25 protein-coding genes and 1 pseudogene are annotated in these 25,918 nt (G+C 53.6%); 6 read left to right on the forward strand and 20 right to left on the reverse strand.

Annotated elements, in window-relative coordinates:
• Window positions 1-28 precede the first annotated feature (28 nt).
• The 3 genes from ACLD4F_RS07020 to ACLD4F_RS07030 all read right to left on the reverse strand — a co-directional run bounded on the left by ACLD4F_RS07020 (window position 29) and on the right by ACLD4F_RS07030 (window position 4,043).
• Window positions 29-1,132, reverse strand: a complete 1,104-nt coding sequence (locus ACLD4F_RS07020) for an alanine/ornithine racemase family PLP-dependent enzyme (RefSeq protein ID WP_000281907.1) — start codon at window positions 1,130-1,132, stop codon at window positions 29-31.
• A gap of 1 nt (window position 1,133) precedes the next feature.
• On the reverse strand, window positions 1,134-2,555 hold the full coding sequence (locus tag ACLD4F_RS07025) for an APC family permease (RefSeq protein WP_000072512.1): 1,422 nt from the start codon (window positions 2,553-2,555) through the stop codon (window positions 1,134-1,136).
• 90 nt (window positions 2,556-2,645) lie between these two features.
• Window positions 2,646-4,043: a diaminopimelate decarboxylase family protein gene (locus ACLD4F_RS07030; protein ID WP_000132306.1), complete on the reverse strand. Its 1,398-nt coding sequence runs from the start codon at window positions 4,041-4,043 to the stop codon at window positions 2,646-2,648.
• Between the two features lie 210 nt (window positions 4,044-4,253).
• Here ACLD4F_RS07030 and ACLD4F_RS07035 point away from each other — a divergent pair, with 210 nt between their 5' ends.
• The gene (locus ACLD4F_RS07035) at window positions 4,254-5,681 is read left to right on the forward strand and encodes a sigma-54 interaction domain-containing protein (protein ID WP_000168925.1); all 1,428 of its coding nucleotides are present in this window, start codon (window positions 4,254-4,256) and stop codon (window positions 5,679-5,681) included.
• A 35-nt stretch (window positions 5,682-5,716) separates the two neighbouring features.
• Here the strand turns inward: ACLD4F_RS07035 and purF are convergent, their stop codons facing one another.
• The 9 genes from purF to pdxB all read right to left on the reverse strand — a co-directional run bounded on the left by purF (window position 5,717) and on the right by pdxB (window position 14,872).
• Complete coding sequence (gene purF, locus ACLD4F_RS07040; RefSeq protein WP_000334205.1) at window positions 5,717-7,234, reverse strand: amidophosphoribosyltransferase; 1,518 nt, start codon at window positions 7,232-7,234, stop codon at window positions 5,717-5,719.
• Window positions 7,235-7,271: 37 nt separating this feature from the next.
• A complete protein-coding gene (gene cvpA / locus ACLD4F_RS07045) occupies window positions 7,272-7,760 on the reverse strand; it encodes a colicin V production protein (RefSeq protein ID WP_000262102.1) in 489 nt (162 codons plus the stop codon).
• Between the two features lie 310 nt (window positions 7,761-8,070).
• A complete protein-coding gene (gene dedD, locus ACLD4F_RS07050; RefSeq protein WP_000157037.1) occupies window positions 8,071-8,745 on the reverse strand; it encodes a cell division protein DedD in 675 nt (224 codons plus the stop codon).
• Window positions 8,735-10,003: a bifunctional tetrahydrofolate synthase/dihydrofolate synthase gene (folC, locus tag ACLD4F_RS07055; protein WP_079944963.1), complete on the reverse strand. Its 1,269-nt coding sequence runs from the start codon at window positions 10,001-10,003 to the stop codon at window positions 8,735-8,737. Before folC ends, dedD begins: the two co-directional genes overlap by 11 nt.
• Before the next feature lie 67 nt (window positions 10,004-10,070).
• Entirely contained in the window at window positions 10,071-10,985 is a 915-nt protein-coding gene (gene accD / locus ACLD4F_RS07060) for an acetyl-CoA carboxylase, carboxyltransferase subunit beta (protein ID WP_000118383.1), read from the reverse strand.
• A 149-nt stretch (window positions 10,986-11,134) separates the two neighbouring features.
• Window positions 11,135-11,794, reverse strand: coding sequence for a DedA family protein (locus ACLD4F_RS07065; RefSeq protein WP_000364317.1), 660 nt, complete (start codon window positions 11,792-11,794; stop codon window positions 11,135-11,137).
• Between the two features lie 48 nt (window positions 11,795-11,842).
• Window positions 11,843-12,655, reverse strand: coding sequence for a tRNA pseudouridine(38-40) synthase TruA (gene truA, locus ACLD4F_RS07070; RefSeq protein WP_079981406.1), 813 nt, complete (start codon window positions 12,653-12,655; stop codon window positions 11,843-11,845).
• A complete protein-coding gene (locus ACLD4F_RS07075) occupies window positions 12,655-13,668 on the reverse strand; it encodes an aspartate-semialdehyde dehydrogenase (protein ID WP_411010751.1) in 1,014 nt (337 codons plus the stop codon). The genes truA and ACLD4F_RS07075 overlap by 1 nt, the downstream gene beginning before the upstream one ends.
• A gap of 67 nt (window positions 13,669-13,735) precedes the next feature.
• Entirely contained in the window at window positions 13,736-14,872 is a 1,137-nt protein-coding gene (pdxB, locus tag ACLD4F_RS07080) for a 4-phosphoerythronate dehydrogenase PdxB (protein ID WP_000699176.1), read from the reverse strand.
• A gap of 103 nt (window positions 14,873-14,975) precedes the next feature.
• Here pdxB and flk point away from each other — a divergent pair, with 103 nt between their 5' ends.
• Window positions 14,976-15,977, forward strand: a complete 1,002-nt coding sequence (gene flk / locus ACLD4F_RS07085) for a flagella biosynthesis regulator Flk (RefSeq protein ID WP_023219862.1) — start codon at window positions 14,976-14,978, stop codon at window positions 15,975-15,977.
• Here flk and ACLD4F_RS07090 read toward each other — a convergent pair.
• Together ACLD4F_RS07090 and ACLD4F_RS07095 are read right to left on the reverse strand one after the other, a co-directional pair.
• On the reverse strand, window positions 15,974-17,152 hold the full coding sequence (locus ACLD4F_RS07090) for an MFS transporter (protein WP_079944059.1): 1,179 nt from the start codon (window positions 17,150-17,152) through the stop codon (window positions 15,974-15,976). The two genes, flk and ACLD4F_RS07090, sit on opposite strands and share 4 nt — an antisense overlap.
• 179 nt (window positions 17,153-17,331) lie before the next feature.
• Complete coding sequence (locus tag ACLD4F_RS07095) at window positions 17,332-17,706, reverse strand: hypothetical protein (protein ID WP_001051266.1); 375 nt, start codon at window positions 17,704-17,706, stop codon at window positions 17,332-17,334.
• Window positions 17,707-17,878: 172 nt separating this feature from the next.
• Between ACLD4F_RS07095 and ACLD4F_RS07100 the strand changes: the two genes are divergently transcribed.
• The 3 genes from ACLD4F_RS07100 to ACLD4F_RS07110 all read left to right on the forward strand — a co-directional run bounded on the left by ACLD4F_RS07100 (window position 17,879) and on the right by ACLD4F_RS07110 (window position 19,182).
• Window positions 17,879-18,127 (forward strand): transcriptional regulator, encoded by a 249-nt coding sequence (locus ACLD4F_RS07100; protein ID WP_076726948.1) that lies wholly within the window; start codon window positions 17,879-17,881, stop codon window positions 18,125-18,127.
• A 168-nt stretch (window positions 18,128-18,295) separates the two neighbouring features.
• The gene (locus tag ACLD4F_RS07105; protein WP_000118256.1) at window positions 18,296-18,664 is read left to right on the forward strand and encodes an NlpC/P60 family protein; all 369 of its coding nucleotides are present in this window, start codon (window positions 18,296-18,298) and stop codon (window positions 18,662-18,664) included.
• Window positions 18,664-19,182, forward strand: coding sequence for a YbjP/YqhG family protein (locus ACLD4F_RS07110; protein WP_023218363.1), 519 nt, complete (start codon window positions 18,664-18,666; stop codon window positions 19,180-19,182). Before ACLD4F_RS07105 ends, ACLD4F_RS07110 begins: the two co-directional genes overlap by 1 nt.
• A 66-nt stretch (window positions 19,183-19,248) precedes the next feature.
• On the opposite strand, the pseudogene ACLD4F_RS07115 reads toward ACLD4F_RS07110, so the two are convergent.
• Both ACLD4F_RS07115 and fabB read right to left on the reverse strand, forming a co-directional pair.
• A pseudogene (locus ACLD4F_RS07115) lies at window positions 19,249-19,905 on the reverse strand (CPBP family intramembrane glutamic endopeptidase).
• A gap of 97 nt (window positions 19,906-20,002) precedes the next feature.
• Window positions 20,003-21,217 (reverse strand): beta-ketoacyl-ACP synthase I, encoded by a 1,215-nt coding sequence (gene fabB / locus ACLD4F_RS07120; RefSeq protein ID WP_000817161.1) that lies wholly within the window; start codon window positions 21,215-21,217, stop codon window positions 20,003-20,005.
• 159 nt (window positions 21,218-21,376) lie between these two features.
• Between fabB and mnmC the strand changes: the two genes are divergently transcribed.
• Entirely contained in the window at window positions 21,377-23,377 is a 2,001-nt protein-coding gene (mnmC, locus tag ACLD4F_RS07125; RefSeq protein ID WP_181388929.1) for a bifunctional tRNA (5-methylaminomethyl-2-thiouridine)(34)-methyltransferase MnmD/FAD-dependent 5-carboxymethylaminomethyl-2-thiouridine(34) oxidoreductase MnmC, read from the forward strand.
• 51 nt (window positions 23,378-23,428) lie between these two features.
• Here the strand turns inward: mnmC and ACLD4F_RS07130 are convergent, their stop codons facing one another.
• The 4 genes from ACLD4F_RS07130 to mepA are packed head-to-tail and all read right to left on the reverse strand — an operon-like array spanning window position 23,429 to window position 25,918.
• Entirely contained in the window at window positions 23,429-23,704 is a 276-nt protein-coding gene (locus ACLD4F_RS07130) for a YfcL family protein (RefSeq protein ID WP_000559749.1), read from the reverse strand.
• A gap of 32 nt (window positions 23,705-23,736) precedes the next feature.
• Window positions 23,737-24,285 (reverse strand): elongation factor P hydroxylase, encoded by a 549-nt coding sequence (locus tag ACLD4F_RS07135; RefSeq protein WP_001066345.1) that lies wholly within the window; start codon window positions 24,283-24,285, stop codon window positions 23,737-23,739.
• Window positions 24,285-25,094 (reverse strand): sulfite exporter TauE/SafE family protein, encoded by an 810-nt coding sequence (locus tag ACLD4F_RS07140; protein WP_000368599.1) that lies wholly within the window; start codon window positions 25,092-25,094, stop codon window positions 24,285-24,287. The genes ACLD4F_RS07135 and ACLD4F_RS07140 overlap by 1 nt, the downstream gene beginning before the upstream one ends.
• Complete coding sequence (gene mepA, locus ACLD4F_RS07145; RefSeq protein WP_023206598.1) at window positions 25,094-25,918, reverse strand: penicillin-insensitive murein endopeptidase; 825 nt, start codon at window positions 25,916-25,918, stop codon at window positions 25,094-25,096. Before mepA ends, ACLD4F_RS07140 begins: the two co-directional genes overlap by 1 nt.

The raw sequence follows: 25,918 nt of genomic DNA on the forward strand, positions 1-25,918 counted from the left end.
GCCGCGACATAGCCGCGGCGGTTATGCGTTAACGCGTAAACCTCCAGGCGACGCCTTTGGTCTGGCAGGCCATTAACAGGCCCGTATAATCCAGCTCAAAGCGAACCACATCGCCTACTTTTAGCGACTGACGACAATCTTCAATATCCACCAGCGTATGATCGCTGGTTTGCCCTAAGATAGTGATAGCGTCGTCGCATGGCACACAGTTATCCGACGGCACATCCTGACGACCAAACGCCAGCAATGCGCGTCGGCGTATGCCACGATCGACAAAGGTTTTACTTTGCAAAAAGGCATCGACGCCCAGCTCCCCGACCGGGACAGTCGGTTTACTGTTCAGTTCGATGATTTCCGCTTCCAGGATATACATATCGGAACAGGCTTTATCGACCGGTTTTGCGGAGTGGTGAAATTCATTCAGGTATTTCATGTCCACATATTCAATGCCGAATTCATGCAGTCCGCCGATGCGCAGATGATTCAGCCCCTGCGGCCAGATACCTTTATCCAGCAGGTGATAGCTGGTGCAGTTTCCCGCAGAAAGCCGCCGGACAGGAATACCGCTGTCGGCTTCCAGCCGGGCGGCCAGCGCCAGAAAATCCTCGCCATTTTTTACCGTTGGCAACACGGTGCCGTAACAATTAAAGTTGGTGCCCAGTCCATATAATTCCAGACCGGGCAGACCAGTAATCAGAGTCACGGTCTCAAGAATGCGTTGATATTCACCAAACCAGATACCCTCGCGTAAATCGCCCATATCCACCATCAGTAATACCTGATGCGTTTTCCCCTGGCGTTGGGCTTCTTGCGATAATGCCCGTAATACCACCGGCTCGCTATTTAAACTAATATCCGCGTAGCGCACCACATCTTCGATTTCACTCAGACACGGGCTGCGTAACAGGCAGGTTGTACATCCTGTCTCGCGTATTTTTTTCAAATTATAGGTTCGTGATTCAGCAATAACGGTAATTCCGCCGTTGAATACCGCCTGCGCGGTTTCCACGCAGCCGTCAAAAACTTTATTGACAGCCATCACGTCAATACCGCTACTTGCCAGCAGAGCTTTTTCCGTGCGGGCGTTTTCTTCCAGCTTGCGTAGATTTATTTCCAGAACTGGCATATACATTTTATTTTCCTCCCGCCATGCTTAAACGGGCATTACGTTTCTGCGCCCGATGGTAAATGTACTCCGCGACGACAACCGCCAGCACGGCTCCGCCAATAATTTTCCCGGCGTACTGGAAATATCCGCCCATATCAATTTGAGAAGGCGGAATAAATAACAGCGCAACGGCAAAGGCGATAGAAAGAAAGCCCAGCGCGGGTAAAATAGCCGGTAAAACCTTGCCCGGAATTTTAAAACTTCTTGGCGTATCCGGCTGAGTCTTACGTAAACGCCAGAACGCCGGGAACATCACCAGATAAGGAATAAAATAGGTGATGGTCGTTAGCGCCGTTAACATCCAGTAAGCCGCCGCAACGCTTGGCGAAATAAAAGTCGAAAAACACAGGACCGTGACAATAATCGCCTGTACAGTCAAGGCAAAGGCGGGCGTTTTCCACACCGGATGTAATTTGCCGATTCGGTCCCCCAGCAGATTATCTTCACGCGAGGCTTCCTGGAGCATATAAATCGGCCCCACCAGCCAGGAGTTAATCTGGCCGAGAGCGCCAAAAAACATACAGATGGCCATAACAGGAATTAACCACGGCATATGCAGCGTGTCCGCAGCAGCATGCATAGCCTGCATGACGCCTGCCACAATGTCGGTTTTCCCGGCGGGTAAAAGCGTGTTTAGCGCCCAGGTACCGACCATATAGATCCCAACGATAACGGCGGCGGAGACGGCCATCGCTCGCGGAAAATCACGCTGTGGATTACGGGTACGCCCGGCAATCATCGGGGCGACCTCCAGTCCGGCAAACGCAAACATCATGCTGGATAAGAAAACGATCGTATCCCAGTGCCCGAGATCCGGAATCCAGTTTTTCGCTGTAGTGTAGTCCGTCTGCATCTGGTGTCCGGTACATAGCCATACCACCGCCAGTAAAATGAGGATGGCGGAGGGAATAAATACGCCGCACCAGGCGCTGATGCTATTAATAATTTTTGTCCATTCCATCCCGCGGATATTCATCAGCGTTAATAGCCAGAAAATTACCGCGGAACCAATACCGATAAATGCTTTATTTTCCGCCAGGCCGCCGCCGATCATATAGCCCAACGCGGTAAAGCCGAATTGCAGCATTAATGGGAAAAACAGTACGCAGGAAAAGAGAAAACAAACCACGACAATCCATGCAATACGTTTACCAAATGCCTCTTTAATCCAGACAAATATCCCGCCATCTTTCGGCCAGCCGGTTGACAGCTCGCCGCATACCATCGCTAAAGGAAAAAACAAGCAGAATGCGGCGATCACCCATAACAACATGGCCGATGCCCCGTAAGGCGCCACGTTAGGGATTTGCCGCAAACTCAGAATAGCGATGACATTCATAAAGACAATGTCTTTGATGCCAAGTAAGCCAGAATTCGTGTTACTCATGGCCATCTCCTGTTATGCATTCAGGCATCACTGCCCTCTTCTTATCATCTGACGACGGGCTTCAGCATGAAACTGAAGCCCAAAACAGTATTAATAAATGTCGTACTTGACCATGTCTTCGTAACTGTCTTCCCGACGAATCAGACGCGTCTCACCATTTTTATCGATCATCACCACGCCCGTGCGCGGACGGTTGTTATAAACGGTTTGACTTTCAATGGTGTATGCCCCGGCATCAAGAAACGCGACAATATCGCCAACATGAGTCTCCTTCGGCAGTAAAAACTCTTCGCCTTTCACTCCCATGTGGAAATAATCTCCGCCATCACACAGCGGCCCGGCTAATTTTATCCAGGCGTCGTGCGCTGCCGTCATGCGAGAGGCGTTATAGACGTAAAAGAACCAGTCAAAATGCTGGCTGTCAGAGAGTACGCTGTAACCAGCGTCGACAAATTTCCATTCAACGTGGCATTCCACATTGCCGTTAAGATCGTAATTTGTTTTACGTTTTTCGCAGGAGACTTCCGTCAGTAAAACCGCCGCCGACCCGGTCACTTTACGTCCAGGTTCAATACATATTTCCACATCGGTACGCCATTTATGCACTTCGCGAATGACCGCATCGGCAAAATCCTGGGCGGTAATACCGGCATACATATTATCTTTTAACGGGTCGCCATTCTCATCGTCATATTTATAGGGAACCGGAATTCCGCCGCCTACGTTGATCAAATCAAATTTAATACCGAGCACCTCTTCCAGGCGACGGGATTCATCCACCAGCACTTTAGTCGCTTTTGCGAAAGGCTCTGACTCCGGCACCTGATCGCCCACATGCATATGCAAGCCGCGCAAATGCACATAAGGCATCGCCAGAATGCGGCGGCAGGTTTCTTCCGCCTGTTCCAGGTCGAGACCTGACTTCGCATGGAAAGCGGTAACCAGTTCCGCATGCGTCGCCGAGGGAACATTCGGCTCTACGCGGACGCAAACATTGGCGACTTTCTTCAGCTTGCGAGAGATGGCATCAATATGTTCCAGCTCATACAGGCTATCAACATTAATAAGATACAGATCGTTGGCGATGGCATATTCCAGATCGGCAGGCTTTTTCACCACGCCGTTGAAGACGATCTGATCGCCACGAAAGCCTATCTCCAGGCACTTGCGAACCTCATATTGTGAGTTTGCCTCCGCGCAAATTCCGGCGTCACGAATGGCTTTCAACACCCCCATGACCGAGCAGGTTTTTGACGCAAAGAAGGTTTTGGTATTTTTATGCGCCGCAAATGCCTGCTGGATTTCATGAATGTTACGAATAATCTCCGGCTCAGAAAACACATAGAACGGCGTGGGGTACTGGCGCGCCAGAGCGTCCAGATCGACCCCTTCAAAACACAAATGACCGTCTTTGTGCTGGAAACGGCGATCGCCGTTGATTACCTGCTCACGTAGCTGGTTGTAATTCTGCATAATCGAGTCAGTCATAACGCCCTCTGCTTAATGTTTATGGTAAAAATCCGCATTCTTTACAGGGATAAAGCAAAAGGCATGCCACTATTTTTTATAAAAATAATCAATTACTTATAAAAATAAGCTATTTCTCATTTTCGTCATTGAGTTTACTATTCATCACAACGACGAAAATTCGTCACTTTTATAATGGCAACATGAACAATAGATATGAGGAATGCGTGTATGGCATCCACCAATCAGGAACTGGCCTCGGCGCTCAGGATGTTTTCCCGCTTTTTCGATTTGATTCATCAGCCGTTGGCCGTCATTAATGAGCGTGGTGAATACGTTTACTACAATCAGGAAAGCGCGGATCTGGACGGCTACAGTATTGAACGGGCAATGGGAAAACATATGCTGGATGTCTATCCGGGCATGAAAGAGACCCAAAGTACGATGCTTTCATCGTTAAAAAAAGGCGTGGAATACATTGGCCATTATCAAATTTATTACAATGCGCGAGGCCAGGCCGTTGACTATCAGCACACCACCGCGCCGCTCTATGCAAGCGATGGCGGCATGGTCGGCGTTATCGAAATCGGCAGGAATATGTCCGGCGTCAGGCGGCTCCAGGAGCAGGTGGTAGAACTGAACCAACTGCTGTATGCCGATCACCATGAGAAGCACCATGCCATTATTACCGAAAACCCGGAAATGCTCAGTAATATCGCCAAAGCCAAACGGCTGGCCGCCAGTAATATTCCGGTGACGATTGTCGGGGAGACGGGTACGGGTAAGGAGCTATTTTCCCGCCTGATCCATCAATGCAGCAAGCGGGCGAATAAACCATTTATCGCCCTGAACTGCGGCGCTCTACCGCCTACGCTTATCGAAAGTACGCTTTTCGGCACCGTGCGCGGCGCCTATACCGGCGCGGAAAATAGCCAGGGCTATCTGGAGCTGGCAAACGGGGGAACGCTCTTTCTTGATGAGCTGAACGCCATGCCGATAGAGATGCAAAGTAAGCTGCTGCGATTCTTGCAGGATAAAACCTTCTGGCGGCTCGGCGGACAACAGCAACTCCACTCTGATGTCAGGATCGTTGCCGCCATGAACGAAGCGCCCGTCAAATTAATTCAACAAGAACGCCTGCGGGCAGATCTTTTTTATCGGTTGAGCGTCGGAATGTTGACGCTACCGCCGCTGCGCGCCCGCCCGGAAGATATCCCCTTACTGGCGAATTATTTTATTGATAAATACCGTAATGACGTGCCGCAGGACATTCACGGACTAAGCGAGACGGCGCGTGCTGATCTGCTCAATCACGCCTGGCCGGGTAATGTCAGGATGCTGGAAAACGCGATTGTACGCAGCATGATCATGCAGGAAAAAGATGGGCTGCTCAAACACATCATTTTTGAACAGGACGAGTTAAATTTAGGCGTACCGGAAACCGCGCCGGAAAATCCCCTTCCCTCGTCACCCGATCCGCAGTATGAAGGGTCGCTGGAGGTACGGGTTGCCAACTACGAAAGGCATTTAATAGAAACCGCGCTGGATACGCATCAGGGGAATATTGCCGCCGCGGCCCGCAGCCTTAACGTATCGCGCACCACGTTACAGTACAAAGTACAAAAATACGCTATTCGCTTCGGCGTGGTGCGTAATTGACATCGGCCAGCGGCATTGCGCCGCTGGCAAAGCCATTAGCCTTCGTTATGCATTTCCAGGTTTTCCATTTCGTTCTGGAACAGCACCGCTTTGGCGTCGTCATTACGTAATGAATCCAGGAAGTCGAGGTATTGCTGGTCGACGTCTTTGGTGACATATACCCCGTTAAATACCGAACACTCAAACTGCTGGATATCCGGATTTTCCGCGCGCACGGCTTCGATCAGATCGTTCAGATCCTGGAAGATAAGCCCGTCTGCGCCGATGATCTGACGAATCTCATCCACCTCGCGACCATGCGCGATCAGCTCATTGGCGGTCGGCATATCAATGCCATAGACGTTGGGGAAACGAATTTCCGGCGCGGCGGACGCCAGATAAACCTTCTTCGCGCCGGCTTCCCGGGCCATCTCGATGATCTGCTCTGATGTGGTGCCACGCACGATGGAATCATCCACCAGCAGGACGTTCTTATCGCGGAATTCCGCGCGATTAGCATTGAGCTTACGGCGCACGGATTTACGGCGTAGCTGTTGGCCCGGCATGATAAAGGTACGTCCCACGTAACGATTTTTGACAAATCCCTGGCGGTACGGCTTGCCGAGAATACGGGCAATTTCCAGTGCGATATCGCAGGAGGTTTCCGGGATAGGGATCACGACGTCGATGTCCAGATCTTCCCATTCACGAGCGATTTTTTCGCCAAGTTTGGTGCCCATATTCACACGAGCGCTGTAGACGGAGATCTTGTCGATAAAGGAGTCCGGGCGAGCAAAATAAACGTACTCAAACAGACAGGGGTTACTGACCGGGTTATCCGCGCACTGGCGCGTGAACAGTTGCCCCTTTTCGGTAATATAGATAGCTTCGCCCGGCGCGACATCGCGCAGGAATTCAAAGCCCAGCGTATCCAGCGCCACGCTTTCAGAAGCGACCATATACTCCGTACGACCATCGCCAACGTCACGCTTGCCCAGCACTAACGGGCGAATGCCGTGCGGATCGCGAAAAGCCACCATGCCGTGGCCGATAATCATCGCCACGCAGGCATAGGCGCCGCGGATTTGACGGTTAGTCGCGGCAATCGCGGCAAAAATATTGTCGGCTTCCAGCGGATAGTGACGGAAGTTGTCGAGCTCGCTGGCGAAAATATTGAGCAGGATTTCGGAATCGGAGGTGGTGTTGATATGACGGCGCTTTTCTTCAAACAGCTTTTTACGTAGCTCGTGCGCGTTAGTCAGGTTGCCATTATGGGCCAACGTGATGCCATACGGCGAGTTAACGTAAAAAGGTTGCGCTTCGGAAGCGCTGGAGCTGCCTGCGGTAGGGTAGCGCACATGGCCGATCCCCATGTTGCCCTGCAAACGCTGCATGTGGCGAGCTTCAAAAATATCGTTCACCAGCCCGTTTGCCTTACGCAAGCGGAAGCAGTTATTCGCATCAATGGTGATGATACCGGCAGCATCCTGACCACGATGCTGGAGCACTGTTAACGCGTCATAAATCGACTGGTTGACCGGCATAACACCGGCGATACCGACAATACCGCACATACGTCATTTTCCTCGTTAAGCCACATCTCAGAACCTGTTACGTCCTGGGCAAGAAACTCGACGAGCTTTGCAGATAGTCAAAGAACCATCTGATGATGAAGCTGAACTGCGGGATGAGCTGCGATTTGCTCCAGTCTTCGCTTTTCGACAAGCCGGTAAAGGTATCAAGGAAGAACAGAATGGCGGCGACAATCAGCGCGCCTCGCAGTGCGCCGAAACAGATCCCCAACACCCGGTCAGTTCCCGACAGGCCGGTCTTCTCTACTAGCTGACCTATCACAAAATTCACGATAGCGCCGACGATAAGCGTCGCGATAAACAGTACCGCGATAGCAATCCCATTACGAACCAGTTCGTCTTCAAAGCCCGTAAACCAGACAGACAGGTAAGTGTAGTAGTGACTGGCGACAAAGAAAGCACAACCCCACGTCACCAGCGATAACGCTTCACGAACAAAGCCGCGGATTAGGCTAACCAGACAGGAAAAAGCAATCACCGCGATAATGGCGTAATCAATCCAGACCATAGATGTCCCACGATTTTACGCCCTGTCGTCCTGTTCGGGGCGCATTCTAACAGAAAAAGAAAACGTTTGCGTAGGGATTTCCTTCCCACGCGTAAATAAAAATGGCGCTGAAAAAATATTCAACGCCATCACACTTTTTATCTCTTCGGGCACGACCAGAAGAGCTGCCATCGGCCTGATAAGCGCAGGATACCAGGTTTATTCCTTCTGCCGGATGGCGGCGTAAACGCCTTATCCAGCCTACAGGACTTCGGCTATTACCAGATGAACACCGTAGGCCTTAACGCTGCGCAGTCGGGCAAAACGCGCCTTAGTTCGGGCTATATCCCATCACCACGCCGCTTAACCCGGAAATCTGCTTGAGCTCGCCAAGCGATCCTTTCATCTTATCTTTCGACGCATCCGGCCCGACGAGAATACGGGTTATTTTACCCTGTACCGGCGTTGAGGGGGAAGTATAAACCCGGAACCCGGCGGAACGAAGCTTGCCGACTATCTCGTTGACTTTATCCGCGTTTTTCAGCGCGCCCAACTGTACGACATAGGCTTTGCCGGTCGGCGCAGGTTTATCGTCGGCGACTGGTTGCGGCGCTGGCGTCGGCGTGGAAGCGGCGACAACCGGCTGTTGCGGTTTAGGCTGCGGCTTCGGCTTTTCAACCGGCTTCGGTTTAGGCGTCTCCACCGGTATCGGATCAAGCTCAACATTGTTAGACGCCATGCGCGACGGGTCCAGCGATGGCGCTGCCGCATCTCCCGCCCGCACCTCTTCAGCCGCCCCTTCCGGCGGCTGTGTCGGCAGCGCCTGCGTTGCGGCAGGCATCATATCCGGCTCATCGCGGTCGCCAGGCTTCGGTACCAGTGGAATCGCAGCAAATTCATCCTGATAATGCTTTTTCTGTCCGTCCAACAGACCGGGAAGCACAATAACCCCCAGCGCGACTAACACAATCGTGCCGACTAAACGATTCTGAAACTTACTCGCCACCGATTCTCCCCGCGTCTATCACTTCCATAACATGTGCGACGGTGTGGAACGATCCGCACACCAGCACGGTATCTTCTGGCTGCGCCGCGTCGATAGCGGCCTGCCATGCCTGCGCGACGCTATCATAGACATTCCCTTTCCCCAGATGTTCCAGAAGTTGTTCCGCCGTCGCGCCGCGCGGCCCCTCTAACGGAGCACAATACCAGTCGTCAACCACGCTTTTCAACCAAGCTAACGTGCCAGCGATATCTTTATCATGCAGCATACCAATCACCGCAAGCACGCGCCCGCGTTTCGGCAACATTTTCAGACGACCCGTCAGGTATTCCGCCGCGTGGGGATTGTGGGCGACATCAAAGATAACGCGCGGCAACTCACTCACGATTTGAAAACGTCCCGGCAAAGTAGCCTGCGCAATACCGTCGCGAATCGCCTGCTCGTCAATGTTCAACCTGCTGGCGCGCAGCGCGGCCAGAGCGGTGGCGGCATTCGGCTGGGGAACCTGCGGCAAAGGCAGTCCGGCAAGCGTACCGTCGCCATCGGTAAACGCCCAGTGGGTCGCTGTCACCTCATAACGCCAGTCAACGCCGCGACGCCGCAACAGCGCGCCGGTCTCCTGCGCGACATCCGCGATGGTTGCCGGCATTTCCGGTTCGCCGACAATAGCGGGTTTTTCCGCGCGAAAAATCCCGGCCTTCTCGCGGCCGATACTTTCGCGATCCGGCCCCAGCCAGTCAGTATGGTCAAGCGCGATGCTGGTAATTACCGCTACATCGGCATCCACAATGTTCGTGGCGTCCAGGCGCCCGCCCAACCCGACCTCCAGAATCACCACGTCAAGGTTAGCCTGTTTAAACAGCCACAATGCCGACAACGTACCATATTCAAAATAGGTCAATGAAATATCGCCGCGCGCCGCTTCTATTTCCGCAAAGGACGCGGTATGCGCGGATTCCGCTAATTCTTTCCCCTGCACGCGCACGCGCTCGGTGTAACGTACCAGATGAGGCGAACTATAGACGCCCACACGGTATCCCGCCGCGATTAACACCGACTCCAGCGTTCGACAGGTCGTACCTTTACCGTTGGTTCCCGCAACGGTAAAAACGAACGGCGCAGGCTTGAGGATGTCCAGACGCGCTGCCACCTGGCTTACGCGCTCAAGGCCTAAATCGATACTCTTGCTGTGCAGGTTTTCCAGATAAGAAAGCCACGAGGCCAGGGGCGACGCAGCTTGAGGTATAGATTTGTTTTTCATTGATTCCGCTGCTTCTTTACGGTGAAAAGCAAAAGGGCAGAGCCTGCGGCCCTGCCCTTTTCAGTTATCAGGCCTCAGACTCCTGATCCGGCGCCGGAGGCACCACCACGCCTTCACGCGGGGCGTCCGGGTTCGGCGCGGGCAGATTCATCAGCTTCGCCAGAATGCTCGCCAGCTTCAGGCGCATTTCCGGGCGGCGGACGATCATATCAATAGCGCCTTTTTCGATCAGGAACTCACTGCGCTGGAATCCCGGCGGCAGTTTTTCGCGAACGGTTTGTTCGATAACGCGCGGGCCGGCGAAGCCAATCAGGGCTTTTGGCTCGGCGATGTTGAGATCGCCCAGCATCGCAAAACTGGCGGAAACGCCGCCCATTGTCGGATCGGTCAATACCGAGATGTAGGGCAGACCACGTTCCTGCATTTTAGCCAGCGCCGCCGAGGTTTTCGCCATCTGCATCAGCGACATCAGCGCTTCTTGCATACGCGCGCCGCCGGAAGCAGAGAAACACACTAACGGACAGTTGTCTTCCAGCGCCTGTTCAACGGCACGAACGAAGCGTGCGCCAACGACAGACCCCATTGAGCCGCCCATGAACGCGAATTCAAACGCGGCGGCGACAACCGGCATACCGTGAAGCGTCCCTTTCATGACCACCAGCGCGTCTTTCTCGCCGGTTTCTTTCTGCGCGGACGCCAGTCTGTCTTTATATTTTTTGGAGTCGCGGAACTTGAGCACGTCTTTTGGCTCCAGCTCGCTACCCAACTCCACAAGGGAACCTTCATCTAACAGGCTATGCAGGCGATTGCGCGCCGACATGCGCATATGATGGTCACACTTAGGACAGACCTCAAGATTACGTTCCAGCTCAGCGCGGTATAAAACCTGACCGCAGCTATCACACTTGGTCCACACCCCTTCAGGAATGCTTGCCTTGCGGGTGGGAGTAATGTTGCTTTTAATTCGTTCAATCCAGCTCATTGGTGACCTTTCTGCCTGAACCTTAGTCAGCTTTATTATAAGGGGCGCATAATGCCATTTTTGCCCCCAACAGACCATGAATGTTGCACATTAAAACATAACAGCCCGAAACTTTGGATAAAAAAGTGGTCGAACCGCTGAGTTACTTTCTATTTTGCGGCACGCGACGCAGCGCGCTTATGCCGAATAATCTCGATGACGCCAGGTAATATCGAAACCACGATAATCCCCACAATCAGCAGCTTAAGGTTATCCTGAATCAACGGTATCGTACCGAAGAAATAACCGGCGTAGGTAAAGAGCAGCACCCACAGCAGCGCGCCGATGACGTTATAGGCGGCAAAATGCCGATAGGACATGTGCCCCATCCCTGCCACAAACGGCGCAAAGGTTCTGACGATCGGCACGAAGCGAGCGAGAATGATAGTTTTACCGCCGTGTTTTTCATAAAACTGGTGGGTTTTATCCAGATAACTGCGGCGGAAAATTTTCGAATTCGGATTACTGAACAGTTTTTCGCCGAACAGTCGACCAATCGTGTAATTTACCGCATCGCCGACAATTGCGGCGATCAGCATTAACGCCACCATGACATGCACATTGAGATCGTTGGTTTCCAGCGAAGCCAGCGCCCCGGCGACAAACAGCAGCGAGTCGCCCGGCAGGAACGGCGTGACGACCAGGCCGGTTTCACAAAACAGAATCAAAAACAAAATAGCGTACACCCAGACGCCGTACTCCGCGACCAGCTCCGCCAGATGCACATCGATGTGCAGAATAAAATCAATAATAAAGTAGATCAGGTCCATATTTGTCTTTGCCTTTCTACCCGACACGTTTCGGGTGTACGATTCGGATTAGTCCGCCAGAAATAGCGGGCCCATTGGCGGTTTTGGAAGGTCAAACCGGTCAGGGTAATCCACCGCAACCAAATATAGCCCCTCCGCCTTCGCCGTTGCCGCCGCCAGCGTTCTGTCCCTGGCCGCTAACAGCTCTGCGATCCAGCTCTCCGGCTGGTTGTGAGCGCCTACTTCCAGCAGGCTGCCGACAATATTCCTGACCATATGATGAACAAAGGCATTCGCTTTGATATCGACCACCACATAAGGGCCGTGGCGGGTAACGTTGATGTGCATCACATTACGCCACGGCGTGCGCGACTGGCACTGCACCGCGCGAAACGAGGTAAAATCATTTTCGCCAAGCAGACTCTGCGCCGCGCGATGCATCCGCTCTGCATCCAGCGGCTCATAGTAATGCGTCACGCCTTTTGCTAATACCGCAGGACGCAGTCGATGATTGTAGATGATATAGCGATAACGGCGAGCCGTAGCGCTAAATCGCGCGTGAAAATCATCCGGTACAGTTTTCACCCAGCGCACGGCAATGTCACCAGGCAAATTCGCATTTACCCCCAGCGTCCATGCCGCATCTTTGCGCAATGCGGTCGTTTCGAAATGGACAACCTGCCCGGTGCCGTGAACGCCGGCATCGGTGCGCCCGGCGCAGAACACGTTAATAGGTTCATTTGCCACCTGCGAGAGCGCTTTTTCCAGCTTTTCCTGCACGCTGCGCACTTCATTCTGACGCTGCCAGCCATAATACTTGCTGCCGTCGTACTCAATACCCAGCGCAATTTTATAGACCGGCGATGATTGCTGTCCGGTCATCAGTACAGATACTCCTGCACCAGCTTCTCCGCAATTTTAACGGCCATCAGCGCGCCGCCGAAACGCACGTTGTCCGCCACTGACCAGAACTGAATTTGTTCCGGCATACCGTAATCATTATGCACGCAGCCAATAGAAAGCTGTGGATTGCCGGAAGCGTCGCCCACCTGCGTCGGGTAATCCGTCTCTTCTGACAGTACGATATCTTCACCGCGGGAAAACGCCTCGCGCGCCTCTTCCGCCGCCAGCGGACGGAGCGCTTCAAAGCTCACCATCTGCGCATGGCCATAGAACACCGGCGACTGCACGACACTGGCGGAGATCATCACGCCATCGTCCTGCAAAATTTTACGCACTTCATCGACGATACGACGTTCCTGGCGCACGCTGCCTTCACGATCCGGCAGCAGCGGCAGCATATTGAACGCCAACTGGCGGCCAAAGAAATCATCTTCATCAATCGGTATGCCGTTAAGCAGCTTCGCACTCTGTCCGGCCAGCGCATCGACCGCTTTTTTCCCCTGTGCGGACGCTGATAACATACTGGTGACGGCGATACGCGACAGTCCCCCCTGATCGATTAACGGCTTGAGCGCCGCGAGCAGTTGACTGGTCAGACTATCGGCGACCGCAATCACGTTACGGTTACGGTAATCCGCCAGTACATACGGGTTAACTTCCGGCACGACCAGCGGCACATCAGGCTCCAGCGCGAACAGACCGCTGGAATCTATCACCAGGCAGCCTGCATTGGTCGCGTCGTCTATCCAGGCAGCCGATGCCTCTGCGCCGGCAACGAAAAACGCCAACTGCGCCTGCGTCCAGTCAAAGTCCGCGGCATCCTGGACAATGACCGAATTGCCACCAAAACGGAGGTGCTCGCCCGCGCTTTCATGACGCGCCAACGCATAAATTTCACCGACCGGGAACTGGCGTTCAGCCAGTGTTTCAAGCAGGGCTTCGCCTACGGCGCCCGTTGCGCCCAGAATGGCAATGTTCCAGCCTTCAGACATGGTGATTTACTCCAGAAATACATAAGCGTCCCTGTCGCATTATTCGACAGGGAGCATTAAGAAGACATTAATGTGCCGGGTGATGAACAGCGTTAAAACCTAGCTTACACAGCAAGGCGGCTGCCGTTTCGTCGTCACACATCACGTATAAAGACGACCATTCACGGCGCTCAAGATAATTTTTACGCAATTTATCAAATTCACCCGGAATTCCAGCGACTTTACGCAGCGGCGCATCGTCGCGGCGCACATCATACACCAAATGCGCCAGTCTTTTCAGCGTCGGTTGATCCAGCGGGCCATGAAGCGTAATACGACCAAACTCAGGCGCAGGCAGTAATGTCTCCAGCGCGACATGCTGCTCGCGGCCGATAAACGCGCTATAGGCCTCAAAGACCTGGGTGGTGCCGCGCGCTTTGCCTTCCAGCGTATAGCCGGCAATATGCGACGTGCCGATATCCACGGCTTCCAGTAGCGCGACGTTAAGATCCGGTTCGCCCTCCCACACATCAAGCACCACGCTCAGCGGCTGCCCGGCATTAAGTCGCGCCAGCAACGCGGCGTTATCCACCACCGGACCGCGGCAGGCGTTAATGAGAATGGCGCCGGGTTTCAGTCGACGGATCAGCGTCTCATCGGCCAGATGCAGCGTTTTGTACGGTCCGTCTTTATAGAGCGGCGTATGGAAAGTCAGGACATCCGCTTCCTGCACCAGCTCATCCAGCGTACGAAAATCACCCTCGTCCCCGCGTGCGGCGCGTGGCGGATCGCACAGCAACGTGCGGATACCCAACGCTTCAAGCCTGGTCTGTAGCCGGCTTCCGACGTTACCCACGCCGACAATCCCTATAGTGCGATCGCGTAACGAAAAGCCGTCACGTTCGGCCAGCATCAACAGCGCGGAAAACACATACTCCACCACGGCGATAGCATTACAGCCGGGCGCGGCTGAAAAACCGATGCCCGCCTGCTTCAGCCATGCCTCATCCACATGATCGGTGCCTGCCGTAGCAGTACCAACGAAGTTAATCGGCGTGCCGCTCAGCAGCGATTCATTCACTTTCGTGACCGAACGCACCATTAACGCATCGGCATGGTTCAATTCTTCAACGGGGATCGGGCGACCCGGCACTGCCTTTACCTCACCCAGGCGGCTAAATAATTCGCGGGCGTAAGGCATATTTTCATCAACGAGAATTTTCACGACTGTCGTACCTGTTTGAGAACGAGAGTTAACCGGACAAGTGTGCCATAATCTGGCCGCCAGGCATATATTGCTCAGATTTATGGTTAAAGGATAATTAATTATGCATCCCATCTCCGGCGCCCCCGCACAGCCTCCAGGCGAAGGGCGTAATCCTCTTTCCGCTGCGAGCGAGCAGCCGCTTTCCATGCAACAGCGTACGGTACTGGAAAGGCTGATCACGCGCCTGATTTCACTGACCCAGCAGCAAAGCGCGGAAGTATGGGCCGGAATGAAACACGATCTGGGGATAAAAAATGACGCGCCGCTACTGTCGCGCCACTTCCCCGCCGCTGAACAGAATCTTACCCAGCGTCTGGGCGTAGCGCAGCAAAATCACGCCAATCGTCAGGTGCTTTCACAGCTAACAGAGCTGCTTGGCGTCGGGAATAATCGTCAGGCCGTCAGCGATTTTATCCGTCAGCAATACGGTCAAACCGCGCTTAGCCAGCTTACGCCCGATCAACTCAAAAACGTGCTGACGCTCCTGCAACAGGGACAGCTTTCCATTCCGCAGCCGCAGCAACGTCCGGCAACGGATCGGCCATTATTGCCTGCTGAACATAATACGTTGAATCAGTTGGTGACGAAGCTGGCGGCCGCGACCGGCGAGTCAAACAAACTTATCTGGCAATCAATGCTGGAACTCTCCGGCGTGAAAAGCGGCGAGCTCATTCCGGCAAAGCAGTTTACTCATCTGGCGACATGGCTACAGGCGCGGCAGACGCTGTCACTACAACACGCGCCTACGCTACATACGCTGCAGGCTGCGTTAAAACAACCGCTGGAGCCGGACGAGCTCACGGCGATCAAAGAGTATGCCCAACACACTTATCAAATTCAGCCGCAAACGGTGCTGACAACCGCCCAGGTGCAGGATTTACTTAACCATATTTTCCTGCGTCGCGTAGAGCGGGAGGCTGATGAGCTGGAACCGCTCTCCATTCAACCCATCTACCGCCCGTTCGCGCCGATGATTGAAACCGTGAAAAATCTGTCAGCGCGACCAGGCCTGTTGTTTATTGCGCTGTTGATTGTACTGGCGCTTTTCTGGCTGGTTTCTTAGCCGCGCCGGAACGATAAAATCGTCACCAGAATACCAACCACCGCGGAGATCGCTCCCGCGAGGAATACGGAAGGATAGCCGCATGACGTGGCCAGCACGCCCGCCAGCGGGCCGGTAACACCGTAGGAGATATCCTGAAACGCGGCGTAGCCGCCGAGCGCCGTACCGCGTACCTGTGCAGGTACGCGTTTCACAACCTCCACGCCCAGCGCCGGGAAAATCAATGAACACCCTGCCCCGGTGAGCGCCGCGCCTACCAGCGCTATCCAGGCCGTCGGCGCCAGCCACAAGAGCAGCAGTCCTGCCGTCTCAACCAGCAATGAGACAACGGCGACCTTCACGCCGCCAAAGCGGTCCGGCATCCAACCGAACACTATGCGCATCAGTACAAACGCACCGCCAAACGCGGTCAGGGTGAATCCCGCCATCGTCCAGCCATTGCTGACAAAATAAAGTGAAATAAACGTACCGATGACGGCAAAACCCACGCCCTGCAATGCCAGACCCAGGCCCGGTTTCCAGATAAGCCCGACCACGCTCCACAGTGAAGGTCGCTCCCCCTCATGCGCAGGTACTTTACGCACGGTGCCGTTGAATGCCCAGGCCAGCAGAGGTAAAACCATCGTCGTCCCCGCCAGCGCCGCGAAGCCAAAGTGGCTATGGATCAGCAAGCCCAACGGCGCACCGGCCGCCAGCGCGCCGTAAATCGCCATCCCGTTCCACGACATCACCTTACCGGAACGCGTTGGGCCAACCAGCCCCAATCCCCAGGTCAGGGTTCCGGTCAGCAGCTGGCTTTCGCCAAATCCGAGGATCAAACGCCCGACAATAAGCAGCGCGAATTTTACCGGCGCGGAAACCGGCAACAGCGCGGCCAGGAGCCAGGCGGCGCCCGCCAGCCCGCAGGCAAACATCCCCTGTAACGCCGATCGTTTAGCGCCATATTGATCCGCCAGCCGTCCGGCATAGCCGCGCGTCAGTACCGTCGCAAAAAACTGAATGCCCACGGCGATCCCAACCATCGTATTGCTATAGCCCAGTTCGTGATGGACAAAAAGCGGGATGACGGGTAACGGCAGGCCGACCGTCATATAGGTTAGAAAAACCGCAAAGGCGATGCGGAACAGCGAAAAATTCGCAGACGGGGTCGTTGTTTTTTGGCTAACTGCTGTCATGCATTACTCCAGAATGCAGAGTAAGGCGGGGAAATGCCACGCCCCCCTCTACCTGAACGTCAGGATTAAGGTGCGTTGGATAACGTTAAACGCTTACGCATTATCGGAAGGATAATGTAGAGAGTGAAGTCTGCCTGTGAGACGCGAAACTTGTCAACCTTGAAATTGCAGCCAGGGTATCAACGCGGCGGCGTGTCATCAAACAGAAAGGGAAAGACCGCTTTCATCCCTCTCACCTTAAACCGTCCGGTCACCTGCTTGCGCTGTTCTGGCGTCAGTAACCTGAACATCATCTCCCAGATATCTTCAGGCTCCGCTTCCTGTAAGGAAATGGGTTCTGGCGTCGGTTCCTCTCCGCTGTCGTCCAGATAACGATGAACATAAAGAGGGAAAACAGATATATGAAACTCCTCGGCCTTTGATTTAACACGCTTACGCCTGACACCCTCTTTCCCTTCGCTGTACTTATACAAACGTTCGCGAACCGCAGGCTCGCTTCCCGGAAACCCCGGTAAGCCAAGACATTCCTTAACCGTGAACCATTCCTTTGCCATCGGTTTCTTTCCTTTCCTCTGATGAAATAAAAATATTTCTTCTTTTGCGCGAAATTTTGCTTTCTTTCTGGCACTATTCTTAGAGTGAAAAAGAAAGTAACTTTCTTTTTCTCACGCTAATTTTTACCTTAAAAATATCGGCGCCGATAACGCATCTTCTTAGGATTACAGAATGGAACCAAAAAGCCAAGACTGGCATCGTGCAGATATTAAAAGTGCACTGGAAAAAAGAGGTATTACGCTCAGAGATCTTTCTCGTCAGGCCGGTTTATCCCCTGATTCACTACGCAATGTCTTTACCCGCTCCTGGCCGAGAGCCGAACGGATTATTGCGGACGCGCTTAGCATCACGCCGCAGGAGATCTGGCCGTCGCGCTATGGCGATATGCAAATAAAAAATGATGCCAATACCGCAGAATAATAGTTAATGTTGAATAAATTGGCCCTAACTTATCAATCTCAACAATTAATAAATATTTAAACTTATTCTATTGAAAATAGTAATAGCACTATTTGTCATGCTTCCCGAATCAAATACTGTTAAAGCATTACGTCATTGCTATTACGTATTTTATTAACAGGAATCATTATGAGTTGGGATAAAAGAATGGCGGTTAATTATGCCAAAACGCATGCAGGTTCTCATTCTCAAGGCCGGTGTGCGGAATTTACCCGAAAGGCAATTCAGGCGGGCGGTATCACGCTGGGGCATACATATCATGCAAAAGATTATGGCCCAATGTTAAGAAGCGCCGGATTCACCGCTATTGGTACCTATGAAATGCCGCGCGAGGGTGACGTCATCATTATTCAACCTTACGCTGGCGGAAACCCGAGCGGTCACATGGCGATATATGATGGCACAGAGTGGTATTCAGATTTTAAACAACGCGATATGTGGGCCGGCCCGGGCTACCGGGCAGCCAGGCCCTCATATACCATCTACAGGAAGAATTAATGAAAACGTTCTCCCTTGTCGCGCTTATCCTGTTGCTTTGTAGTTGCTCTGCGCCTCATTACGACAGTACGCAGGCCGTGAAGCAGTTCTATACCTCATGGATGACGACGTTCACGAACGATGTGAATCCCCCTGACGACACCACCGCCTTAATGCAACGTTACGTCGCTAAAGAGGTTATTCATCGCCTGGCGCTAATACAGTCCCTTTATGAACAGGAGATTGTGGGGGCTGATTATTTTATGTATGCGCAGGACTATGCGCCAGAGTGGATTCCACAGTTACGGGTTGGGAAGGCACACCCTTTCCTCGGCGGAGAAAAAGTGGATGTTCTGTTGGCTACAGAGTCAACGCCCATCCACCTGGAAGTTTATACCCGTTGGGAAGAGGGACGCTGGAAAATTTACCGCGTTCGGGATGCTGATAAGGGTTATGAACAGCCGATTTATGACGCAGGCGCCATCACCCAGGCTGAGGCCTGGTCAGCGAAAGTCGCGCCGGAATATAAGAAGCATTAAAAAAGGGAACCGCCATCGGTCTCTTGTTCGTACCGAAGAGGTTAAAGCGCCTATTGCATCAGGCGCTTATTCCGTCGCTGAAAACAGTAAGCCGAAAATAACCCAGGCATTATTTAAAACATGAAGTATTATCGGTATCATTAACCCACGACTTCTCATTCGAACAACGCATAATATAGATGAAAAAACAAACAGATAAACAAAAGTCACCGCAAAGAGATATTGTGTATGCATAAATGCAAAAGCGAGTGAGGTAATAATAATACCGGAAACTCTTGAGTACCGACCCCAACCGATACTGCTGTTTAATAAAAACCCTCTGAATATAATTTCCTCCGCCACAGGAGCCAGAAAGCACATCGCCAGCGTGTTAAGAAATTTATGAAGAAAAAATTGCCTTGATAACTCGGCCATCCAGGGTTCCGGGCCACTAAAAGCATTGTAGAGAACGGTAAGGCACACCAGGGCCAGCGCCGGAAAAAAACATTCCACAAATGATAAGCGGCCCAATGATAAAAACGGATAATACTTTGAATAAATACTCTAGGCGGCAATCGCATAGACAAAAACAATACTATATATAAAAGGCGCAGCCAGGCCTCCCAAATAAAGCCAGGCATAGGAAGGCGAAAATGAGGCAAAAACAAAAATGCCAAGCAAACCAAATAAAACAGCCACACAACTCAAACTATGCCTAATTTTATCTAATGTATTAGTTGGCATTTATAGAATATCCATATAATTTGTTGTTCCCTGAATGAAAAAACAGGTCGCATTAGCGACCTGTTTCATTATTGATACTACAACGTAATAGTCAGGCTTACAACTTACGCATCACCAGCGTGGCGTTGGTGCCGCCAAAACCGAAGCTGTTAGACATTACGGTAGTCAGTTCACGCTCGGTCGTTTCGGTCACGATGTTCAGACCCGCAGCCTGCTCATCCAGCTCTTCGATGTTGATACTCGGCGCGATAAAACCGTGCTCCAGCATCAGCAGAGAGTAGATAGCTTCCTGCACGCCTGCGGCACCCAGCGAGTGGCCGGTCATCGCTTTGGTTGCAGAAATTGCCGGGCTGTTATCGCCAAACACTTCACGGATTGCACCCAGTTCTTTCACGTCGCCTACCGGAGTAGAGGTACCGTGAGAGTTCAGGTAGTCGATCGGCGTGTCTACGCCGTGCATCGCCATCTGCATGCAACGTACTGCGCCTTCACCAGACGGAGCAACCATGTCTGCGCCATCGGATGTTGCGCCGTAACCGACGATTTCCGCATAGATATGCGCGCCGCGCGCCAGAGCGTGTTCCAGCTCTTCGACAACAACCATACCGCCACCGCCCGCGATGACAAACCCATCACGGTGCGCATCATAGGTACGGGACGCTTTTTCAGGCGTATCGTTATATTTGGTGGACAGTGCCCCCATCGCGTCGAACTCACAGGCCATTTCCCAGCACAGCTCTTCGCCGCCGCCAGCAAAAACGATGTCCTGTTTGCCCAGTTGGATCTGTTCAACCGCATTGCCAATACAGTGTGCGGAGGTCGCGCAAGCGGAGCTAATGGAGTAGTTCACGCCATAAATTTTAAACGGCGTAGCGAGGCAGGCGGAAACGCCGGATGCCATTGCTTTCGTCACCACATACGGGCCCACGGCTTTCAGACCACGCGGGCTACGCATGGCGTCTGCGCCAAAGACCTGGAATTTCGGGGAGCCGCCGCCGGAACCTGCAATCAGGCCGACACGCGGGTTATTCTGATAGACTTCCGGCGCCAGACCGGCGTCGGCCACTGCCTGCTCCATAGACAGATAAGCATAGATGGAGGCGTCGCTCATAAAGCGCACGACTTTGCGGTCAATGAGGCCAGTGGTATCCAGTTTTACGTTGCCCCATACCTGGCTACGCATGCCGGCGTCCTTCAGCTCCTGAGAGAAAGTGATCCCTGAACGTCCTTCACGCAGAGATGCCAGGACTTCCTGCTGGTTATTACCGATGCTGGAAACGATGCCCAGGCCAGTAATCACTGCACGTTTCATTCAATACCTCTGTAATTCGCACTATTTTTAAGTTTCGATTGGCACAATAGCGTACACTTGTACGCCGAACAAGTCCGATCAGCCATTTAGTACGGAAATTTGCGCCGTCAGGCACACATCGTTAAGATCGCGATACCGCCCGTCAGACGAGTAACTTACGTGAAACAATACGCCATACAACCCGCCACACTCGAATTTAACGCTGAGGGTACACCTGTTTCCCGAGATTTTGATGATGTCTATTTTTCTAATGACAATGGACTCGAAGAGACACGCTACGTTTTTCTTGGCGGCAATCGTCTTGCGGAGCGATTTCCCGTACATTCACATCCATTATTTATAGTCGCGGAAAGCGGTTTTGGCACCGGACTCAACTTCCTGACGCTGTGGCAGGCGTTTGACGGCTTTCGTTCTGAGCATCCACAGGCGACGCTGCAAAGGTTACATTTCATCAGTTTTGAGAAATTCCCGTTAACGCGCGGCGATCTGGCGCTGGCGCACCAACACTGGCCGGAGCTCGCGCCCTGGGCAGAGCAGCTGCAGGCGCAATGGCCGCTGCCGCTCCCGGGATGCCACCGCCTATTGCTGGATCGGGGTCGGGTGACGCTGGATTTGTGGTTTGGCGATATTAATGAACTGACCGACCAACTGGACGCCACGCTGAATCAAACAGTCGACGCCTGGTTCCTCGACGGTTTTGCCCCGGCGAAAAATCCGGATATGTGGACGCCAAACCTGTTTAACGCGATGGCGCGGCTGGCGCGGCCCGGCGCAACGCTGGCGACGTTTACCTCGGCGGGTTTCGTTCGTCGGGGATTACAGGAAGCCGGTTTTACCATGCAAAAACGCAAAGGCTTCGGACGTAAACGCGAGATGCTTTGTGGAGTGATGGAACAACACCTCATGCCGACCCTTTCCGCGCCCTGGTTTTACCGCAGCGGAAGCGAAAAACGTGAAACGGCGATCATTGGCGGCGGCATCGCCAGCGCGCTGTTATCACTGGCGTTACTGCGTCGCGGCTGGCAGGTGACGCTCTATTGCGCGGACGACCAGCCCGCCCAGGGCGCCTCCGGTAATCGACAGGGCGCGCTTTATCCGCTCCTTAGCAAACATGACGCCGCCATTAATCGCTTTTTCCCGACCGCATTCACCTTTGCCCGTCGCCTGTATGATGCCCTGCCCGTCTCTTTTGATCATGGCTGGTGCGGCGTGACGCAGCTCGGATGGGATGAGAAAAGCCAGCAGAAAATTGCCCAGATGCTGTCCCTGGCGCTGCCCGCCGGACTGGCCTCGGCGCTCAATGCCGAAGAGGCGGAACAGGCGGTTGGCGTGACGACACGCTGCGGAGGAATTACCTATCCGGCAGGCGGCTGGCTGTGCCCGGAACAATTAACTCGCGCAGTCATCGCACTGGCGACCGAACAGGGTTTACAAACGCGCTTTCGCCATACGCTCACGTCGCTCGTTGCGCAGGAGTCGCGCTGGCAACTGCGCTTTACGTCAGGTGAAACCGCCAGCCATGAGACCGTCGTTCTGGCGAACGGCCATCAGATTAACCGTTTTGATCAGACCCAGCCGCTGCCGGTGTATGCCGTCGGGGGGCAGGTCAGTCATATTCCCACCACCCCCGCCCTCTCGGCGTTGCGTCAGGTGTTATGCTACGACGGCTATCTGACGCCGCAAAATCCGCATAATCAGCAGCACTGTATTGGCGCCAGCTATCACCGGGGCGACGAAAGCACCGTCTGGCGCGAAGAAGATCAGCGTCAGAACCGACAGCGTCTGCTTGACTGTTTTCCGGATGCGAAATGGGCCACAGAGGTTGACGTTAGCGGCAACAGCGCCCGTTGCGGCGTGCGTTGCGCCACCCGCGACCACCTGCCGATGGTGGGCAATGTCCCGGATTACCACGCCACGCTGACGCATTACGCCGATTTAGCCGATAATAAAACGTCGGCGGCGCCTGCGCCTGTGTATCCGGGTTTATTTATGCTCGGCGCGCTGGGATCGCGCGGTTTGTGCTCAGCGCCATTATGCGCAGAAATTCTGGCGGCGCAGATGAGTAACGAGCCGATTCCACTGGATGCCAGTACGCTGGCGGCGTTAAATCCGAATCGGTTATGGGTGAGAAAGTTATTGAAGGGAAAAGCGGTGAAGTAATGGGCCAGTCAATAGCGGAAGGCGGCAAGCGTCGCCTTCCGGCCCTCGGCGTTATTGTTTTGCCTTGTCGAACAAATTGTCCCACATCGCTTTGACTAACGCCTGATCGCGCGGCGACAGTTCACCGGCGCCGATCGCTTTTTCCAGACTTTGGCTAACGTTGGCATAGACCGCCTCGACGGAGTGGTCATCACCGCTCTCCAGCTCGGCAATGGCTAACGTCAGGTGGCCACGCAGGTATCCACTGGCAAAAAGCTCATCGTCGCTGGCGTGCTCTACCATATCGTCAATTAATGCCAGAATGCGTGATTCAAACTCCGCGATCATCTTCTTTCCTCATTGTAAACGTGGCGCTGGCTTTAATTAAGCGCTTCCGGCCACGGGAACTGTTCCGCCTTAAGTTCGGGCGTGTGATAGTAATTCTGTAGCGCTTTGATGAAGCGGGCCGGACGTTCAGGAATGCCCTGCTCCAGATACGCCATTACCTGCGCATGAACCCGGCGCTGAAACGCCACGCGATCCGGCTCAATATCGCCTTCCAGATTGTCGCAACTGACGTTAAAGGGATACCCCGCCGCCACGCAAAACAACCAGTCGAAAGCCTGTGGCTTCACCTCAACGTCTTCGAATTGACTTTGGGTCTGCGCGTCGCGTCCGTCCGGGCAGTACCAGTAACCAAAGTCAACCAGTTCGCGGCGTGCCTTGCCGGCGATACACCAGTGAGAAATCTCATGCAGAGCGCTGGCGTAAAACCCATGCGCAAAGACGATGCGGTGGTACGGTACCTGCGCGTCAGCAGGAAGATAGATCGGTTCGTCGTCGCCTTTAATCAGACGGGTATTAAATTCTTCGGCAAAGCAGCCGTTAAAAATCTCAATTAACTGTTCGTAATGGTGCGTATTGTTCATTAATTCATCCCCAACCAGTGGAGGATCTCCTGTCCGTGGCTATCATAAAGTAACCTGGCGCTCATTACCGCCGAGACAATAACGATCATCGGTCTGATAAGTTTTTGGCCTTTGCTCAACACCAGACGCGACCCCATTCGCGCCCCTAAAAACTGACCAACCAGCATCACGAAGCCCGTCGCCCAGATCACTTTGCCGCCGATGATAAATAACAGCAGGCCGCCAACGTTGGAGGTAGCGTTAAGCACTTTGGCATGTGCCGTGGATTTCGCCAGGTTATAGCCACATAAGGTGACAAACGCCAGAGCGTAAAACGACCCGGCGGCAGGCCCGAAAAAGCCGTCGTAAAACCCGACGCATCCCCCGGCTATCAGCGCGAACGGTAATCCATACAGGCGGCGCTGGCGATCTTCCTCGCCCAGCTTCGGCATCAATAAAAAATAGAGGCCGATGAAAATCACCAGGATGGGCAAGATCTGACGCAAAATATCCGCCTGCACGTGCTGCACCAGCAGCGCGCCGCTCATCGAGCCAATGAACGTCATCAGAATATTGAGCTTTTGCTCGGCCAGGTTTACCACTTTACGGCGAATAAAATAGAGCGAAGACGAGAGGGAGCCGCCGCACGCCTGTAATTTATTGGTCGCCAGCGCGTTTGCCGGCGACATCCCGGCGGCCATCAGCGCAGGGATAGTGAGCAGCCCTCCGCCCCCGGCGATAGAATCGATAAATCCTGCCAGTACGGCGACAAAAAACAGCACCACCAGCAGCAGCGGGGAGACCATAAACAGATCATAAAAATTGTCCATCAGAGTACATGCTCATCCAGTAGCGCCTGGCAGGAAGGCGGCAACGGCGGCGGTGTCTTCTTCTCAGGCTTTGTGGTGCCAGGTTTTGGCGGTTCGAACCAGCTTTGCAGTTCAGCGCCGCATCCATCGCCCGGCGGGGGTAAAGGTTGATCTTCGCACTCCAGGCTGTCGGCAGGGCAGCGTAAACGCACGTGCATATGTGCGCGATGCTGGAACCAGGGGCGTACTTTACGTAGCCAGTCACGATCGTTTCCGGCATCGAGGCAAAGCTGTTGTTTAATAGCCGGATTGACGAAAATACGGGTGACGTCATTGTCTTGTGCCGCCAGTTTGATCAGACTGGCGATATCCGACGACCAGCGCGACGGCACGACATGTTTACCGTCGCGGGACACCAGATCTAACGCCTGCGGGCGCAATAGCTGCGCCTGGCTCCAGCGCGTTTTCGGCAACTGCAAGAAAATATCCACATCAAGCCCGGTCTGATGACTGGCGTGTCCGCCATTAAAGCGGCCTCCGGCAGGCATCCCCATGTCGCCTATCAGGACGGTTCCGAGCCCCCGTTGCTGCACCTGATGACTCAACCGCTGGATAAACATGACCAAGTCCGGGTGGCCGAAATAACGGCGCTGATCGGTGCGCATCACCTGATAATTATCGGACTGTACCGGCAACGTGTCGGCGCCAATGATGCATCCGTTGGCAAAGCTACCGATAGACTGGGCTGCGCCGGGGACAGGATGAGTTATTTTCTGCCACGGCGTCGCCGCCAGGCTGGCGCTACTGACAAACCATGCCAGCAGCGCAATCGCGGTTTTTTTCAT

The organism is Salmonella sp. 741265050_HSA (genome assembly GCF_046569445.1).
Lineage (GTDB): Bacteria > Pseudomonadota > Gammaproteobacteria > Enterobacterales > Enterobacteriaceae > Salmonella > Salmonella enterica.

Coding starts and splice junctions, on each gene's coding strand:
- ACLD4F_RS07020 (WP_000281907.1), bottom strand. CDS start 1,132: ATGTATATGCCAGTTCTGGAAATAAATCTACGCAAGCTGGAAGAAAAC.
- ACLD4F_RS07025 (WP_000072512.1), bottom strand. CDS start 2,555: ATGAGTAACACGAATTCTGGCTTACTTGGCATCAAAGACATTGTCTTT.
- ACLD4F_RS07030 (WP_000132306.1), bottom strand. CDS start 4,043: ATGACTGACTCGATTATGCAGAATTACAACCAGCTACGTGAGCAGGTA.
- ACLD4F_RS07035 (WP_000168925.1), top strand. CDS start 4,254: ATGGCATCCACCAATCAGGAACTGGCCTCGGCGCTCAGGATGTTTTCC.
- purF (WP_000334205.1), bottom strand. CDS start 7,234: ATGTGCGGTATTGTCGGTATCGCCGGTGTTATGCCGGTCAACCAGTCG.
- cvpA (WP_000262102.1), bottom strand. CDS start 7,760: ATGGTCTGGATTGATTACGCCATTATCGCGGTGATTGCTTTTTCCTGT.
- folC (WP_079944963.1), bottom strand. CDS start 10,003: ATGAAAAACAAATCTATACCTCAAGCTGCGTCGCCCCTGGCCTCGTGG.
- accD (WP_000118383.1), bottom strand. CDS start 10,985: ATGAGCTGGATTGAACGAATTAAAAGCAACATTACTCCCACCCGCAAG.
- ACLD4F_RS07065 (WP_000364317.1), bottom strand. CDS start 11,794: ATGGACCTGATCTACTTTATTATTGATTTTATTCTGCACATCGATGTG.
- truA (WP_079981406.1), bottom strand. CDS start 12,655: ATGACCGGACAGCAATCATCGCCGGTCTATAAAATTGCGCTGGGTATT.
- ACLD4F_RS07075 (WP_411010751.1), bottom strand. CDS start 13,668: ATGTCTGAAGGCTGGAACATTGCCATTCTGGGCGCAACGGGCGCCGTA.
- flk (WP_023219862.1), top strand. CDS start 14,976: ATGCATCCCATCTCCGGCGCCCCCGCACAGCCTCCAGGCGAAGGGCGT.
- ACLD4F_RS07090 (WP_079944059.1), bottom strand. CDS start 17,152: ATGACAGCAGTTAGCCAAAAAACAACGACCCCGTCTGCGAATTTTTCG.
- ACLD4F_RS07095 (WP_001051266.1), bottom strand. CDS start 17,706: ATGGCAAAGGAATGGTTCACGGTTAAGGAATGTCTTGGCTTACCGGGG.
- ACLD4F_RS07100 (WP_076726948.1), top strand. CDS start 17,879: ATGGAACCAAAAAGCCAAGACTGGCATCGTGCAGATATTAAAAGTGCA.
- ACLD4F_RS07105 (WP_000118256.1), top strand. CDS start 18,296: ATGAGTTGGGATAAAAGAATGGCGGTTAATTATGCCAAAACGCATGCA.
- ACLD4F_RS07110 (WP_023218363.1), top strand. CDS start 18,664: ATGAAAACGTTCTCCCTTGTCGCGCTTATCCTGTTGCTTTGTAGTTGC.
- fabB (WP_000817161.1), bottom strand. CDS start 21,217: ATGAAACGTGCAGTGATTACTGGCCTGGGCATCGTTTCCAGCATCGGT.
- ACLD4F_RS07130 (WP_000559749.1), bottom strand. CDS start 23,704: ATGATCGCGGAGTTTGAATCACGCATTCTGGCATTAATTGACGATATG.
- ACLD4F_RS07135 (WP_001066345.1), bottom strand. CDS start 24,285: ATGAACAATACGCACCATTACGAACAGTTAATTGAGATTTTTAACGGC.
- ACLD4F_RS07140 (WP_000368599.1), bottom strand. CDS start 25,094: ATGGACAATTTTTATGATCTGTTTATGGTCTCCCCGCTGCTGCTGGTG.
- mepA (WP_023206598.1), bottom strand. CDS start 25,918: ATGAAAAAAACCGCGATTGCGCTGCTGGCATGGTTTGTCAGTAGCGCC.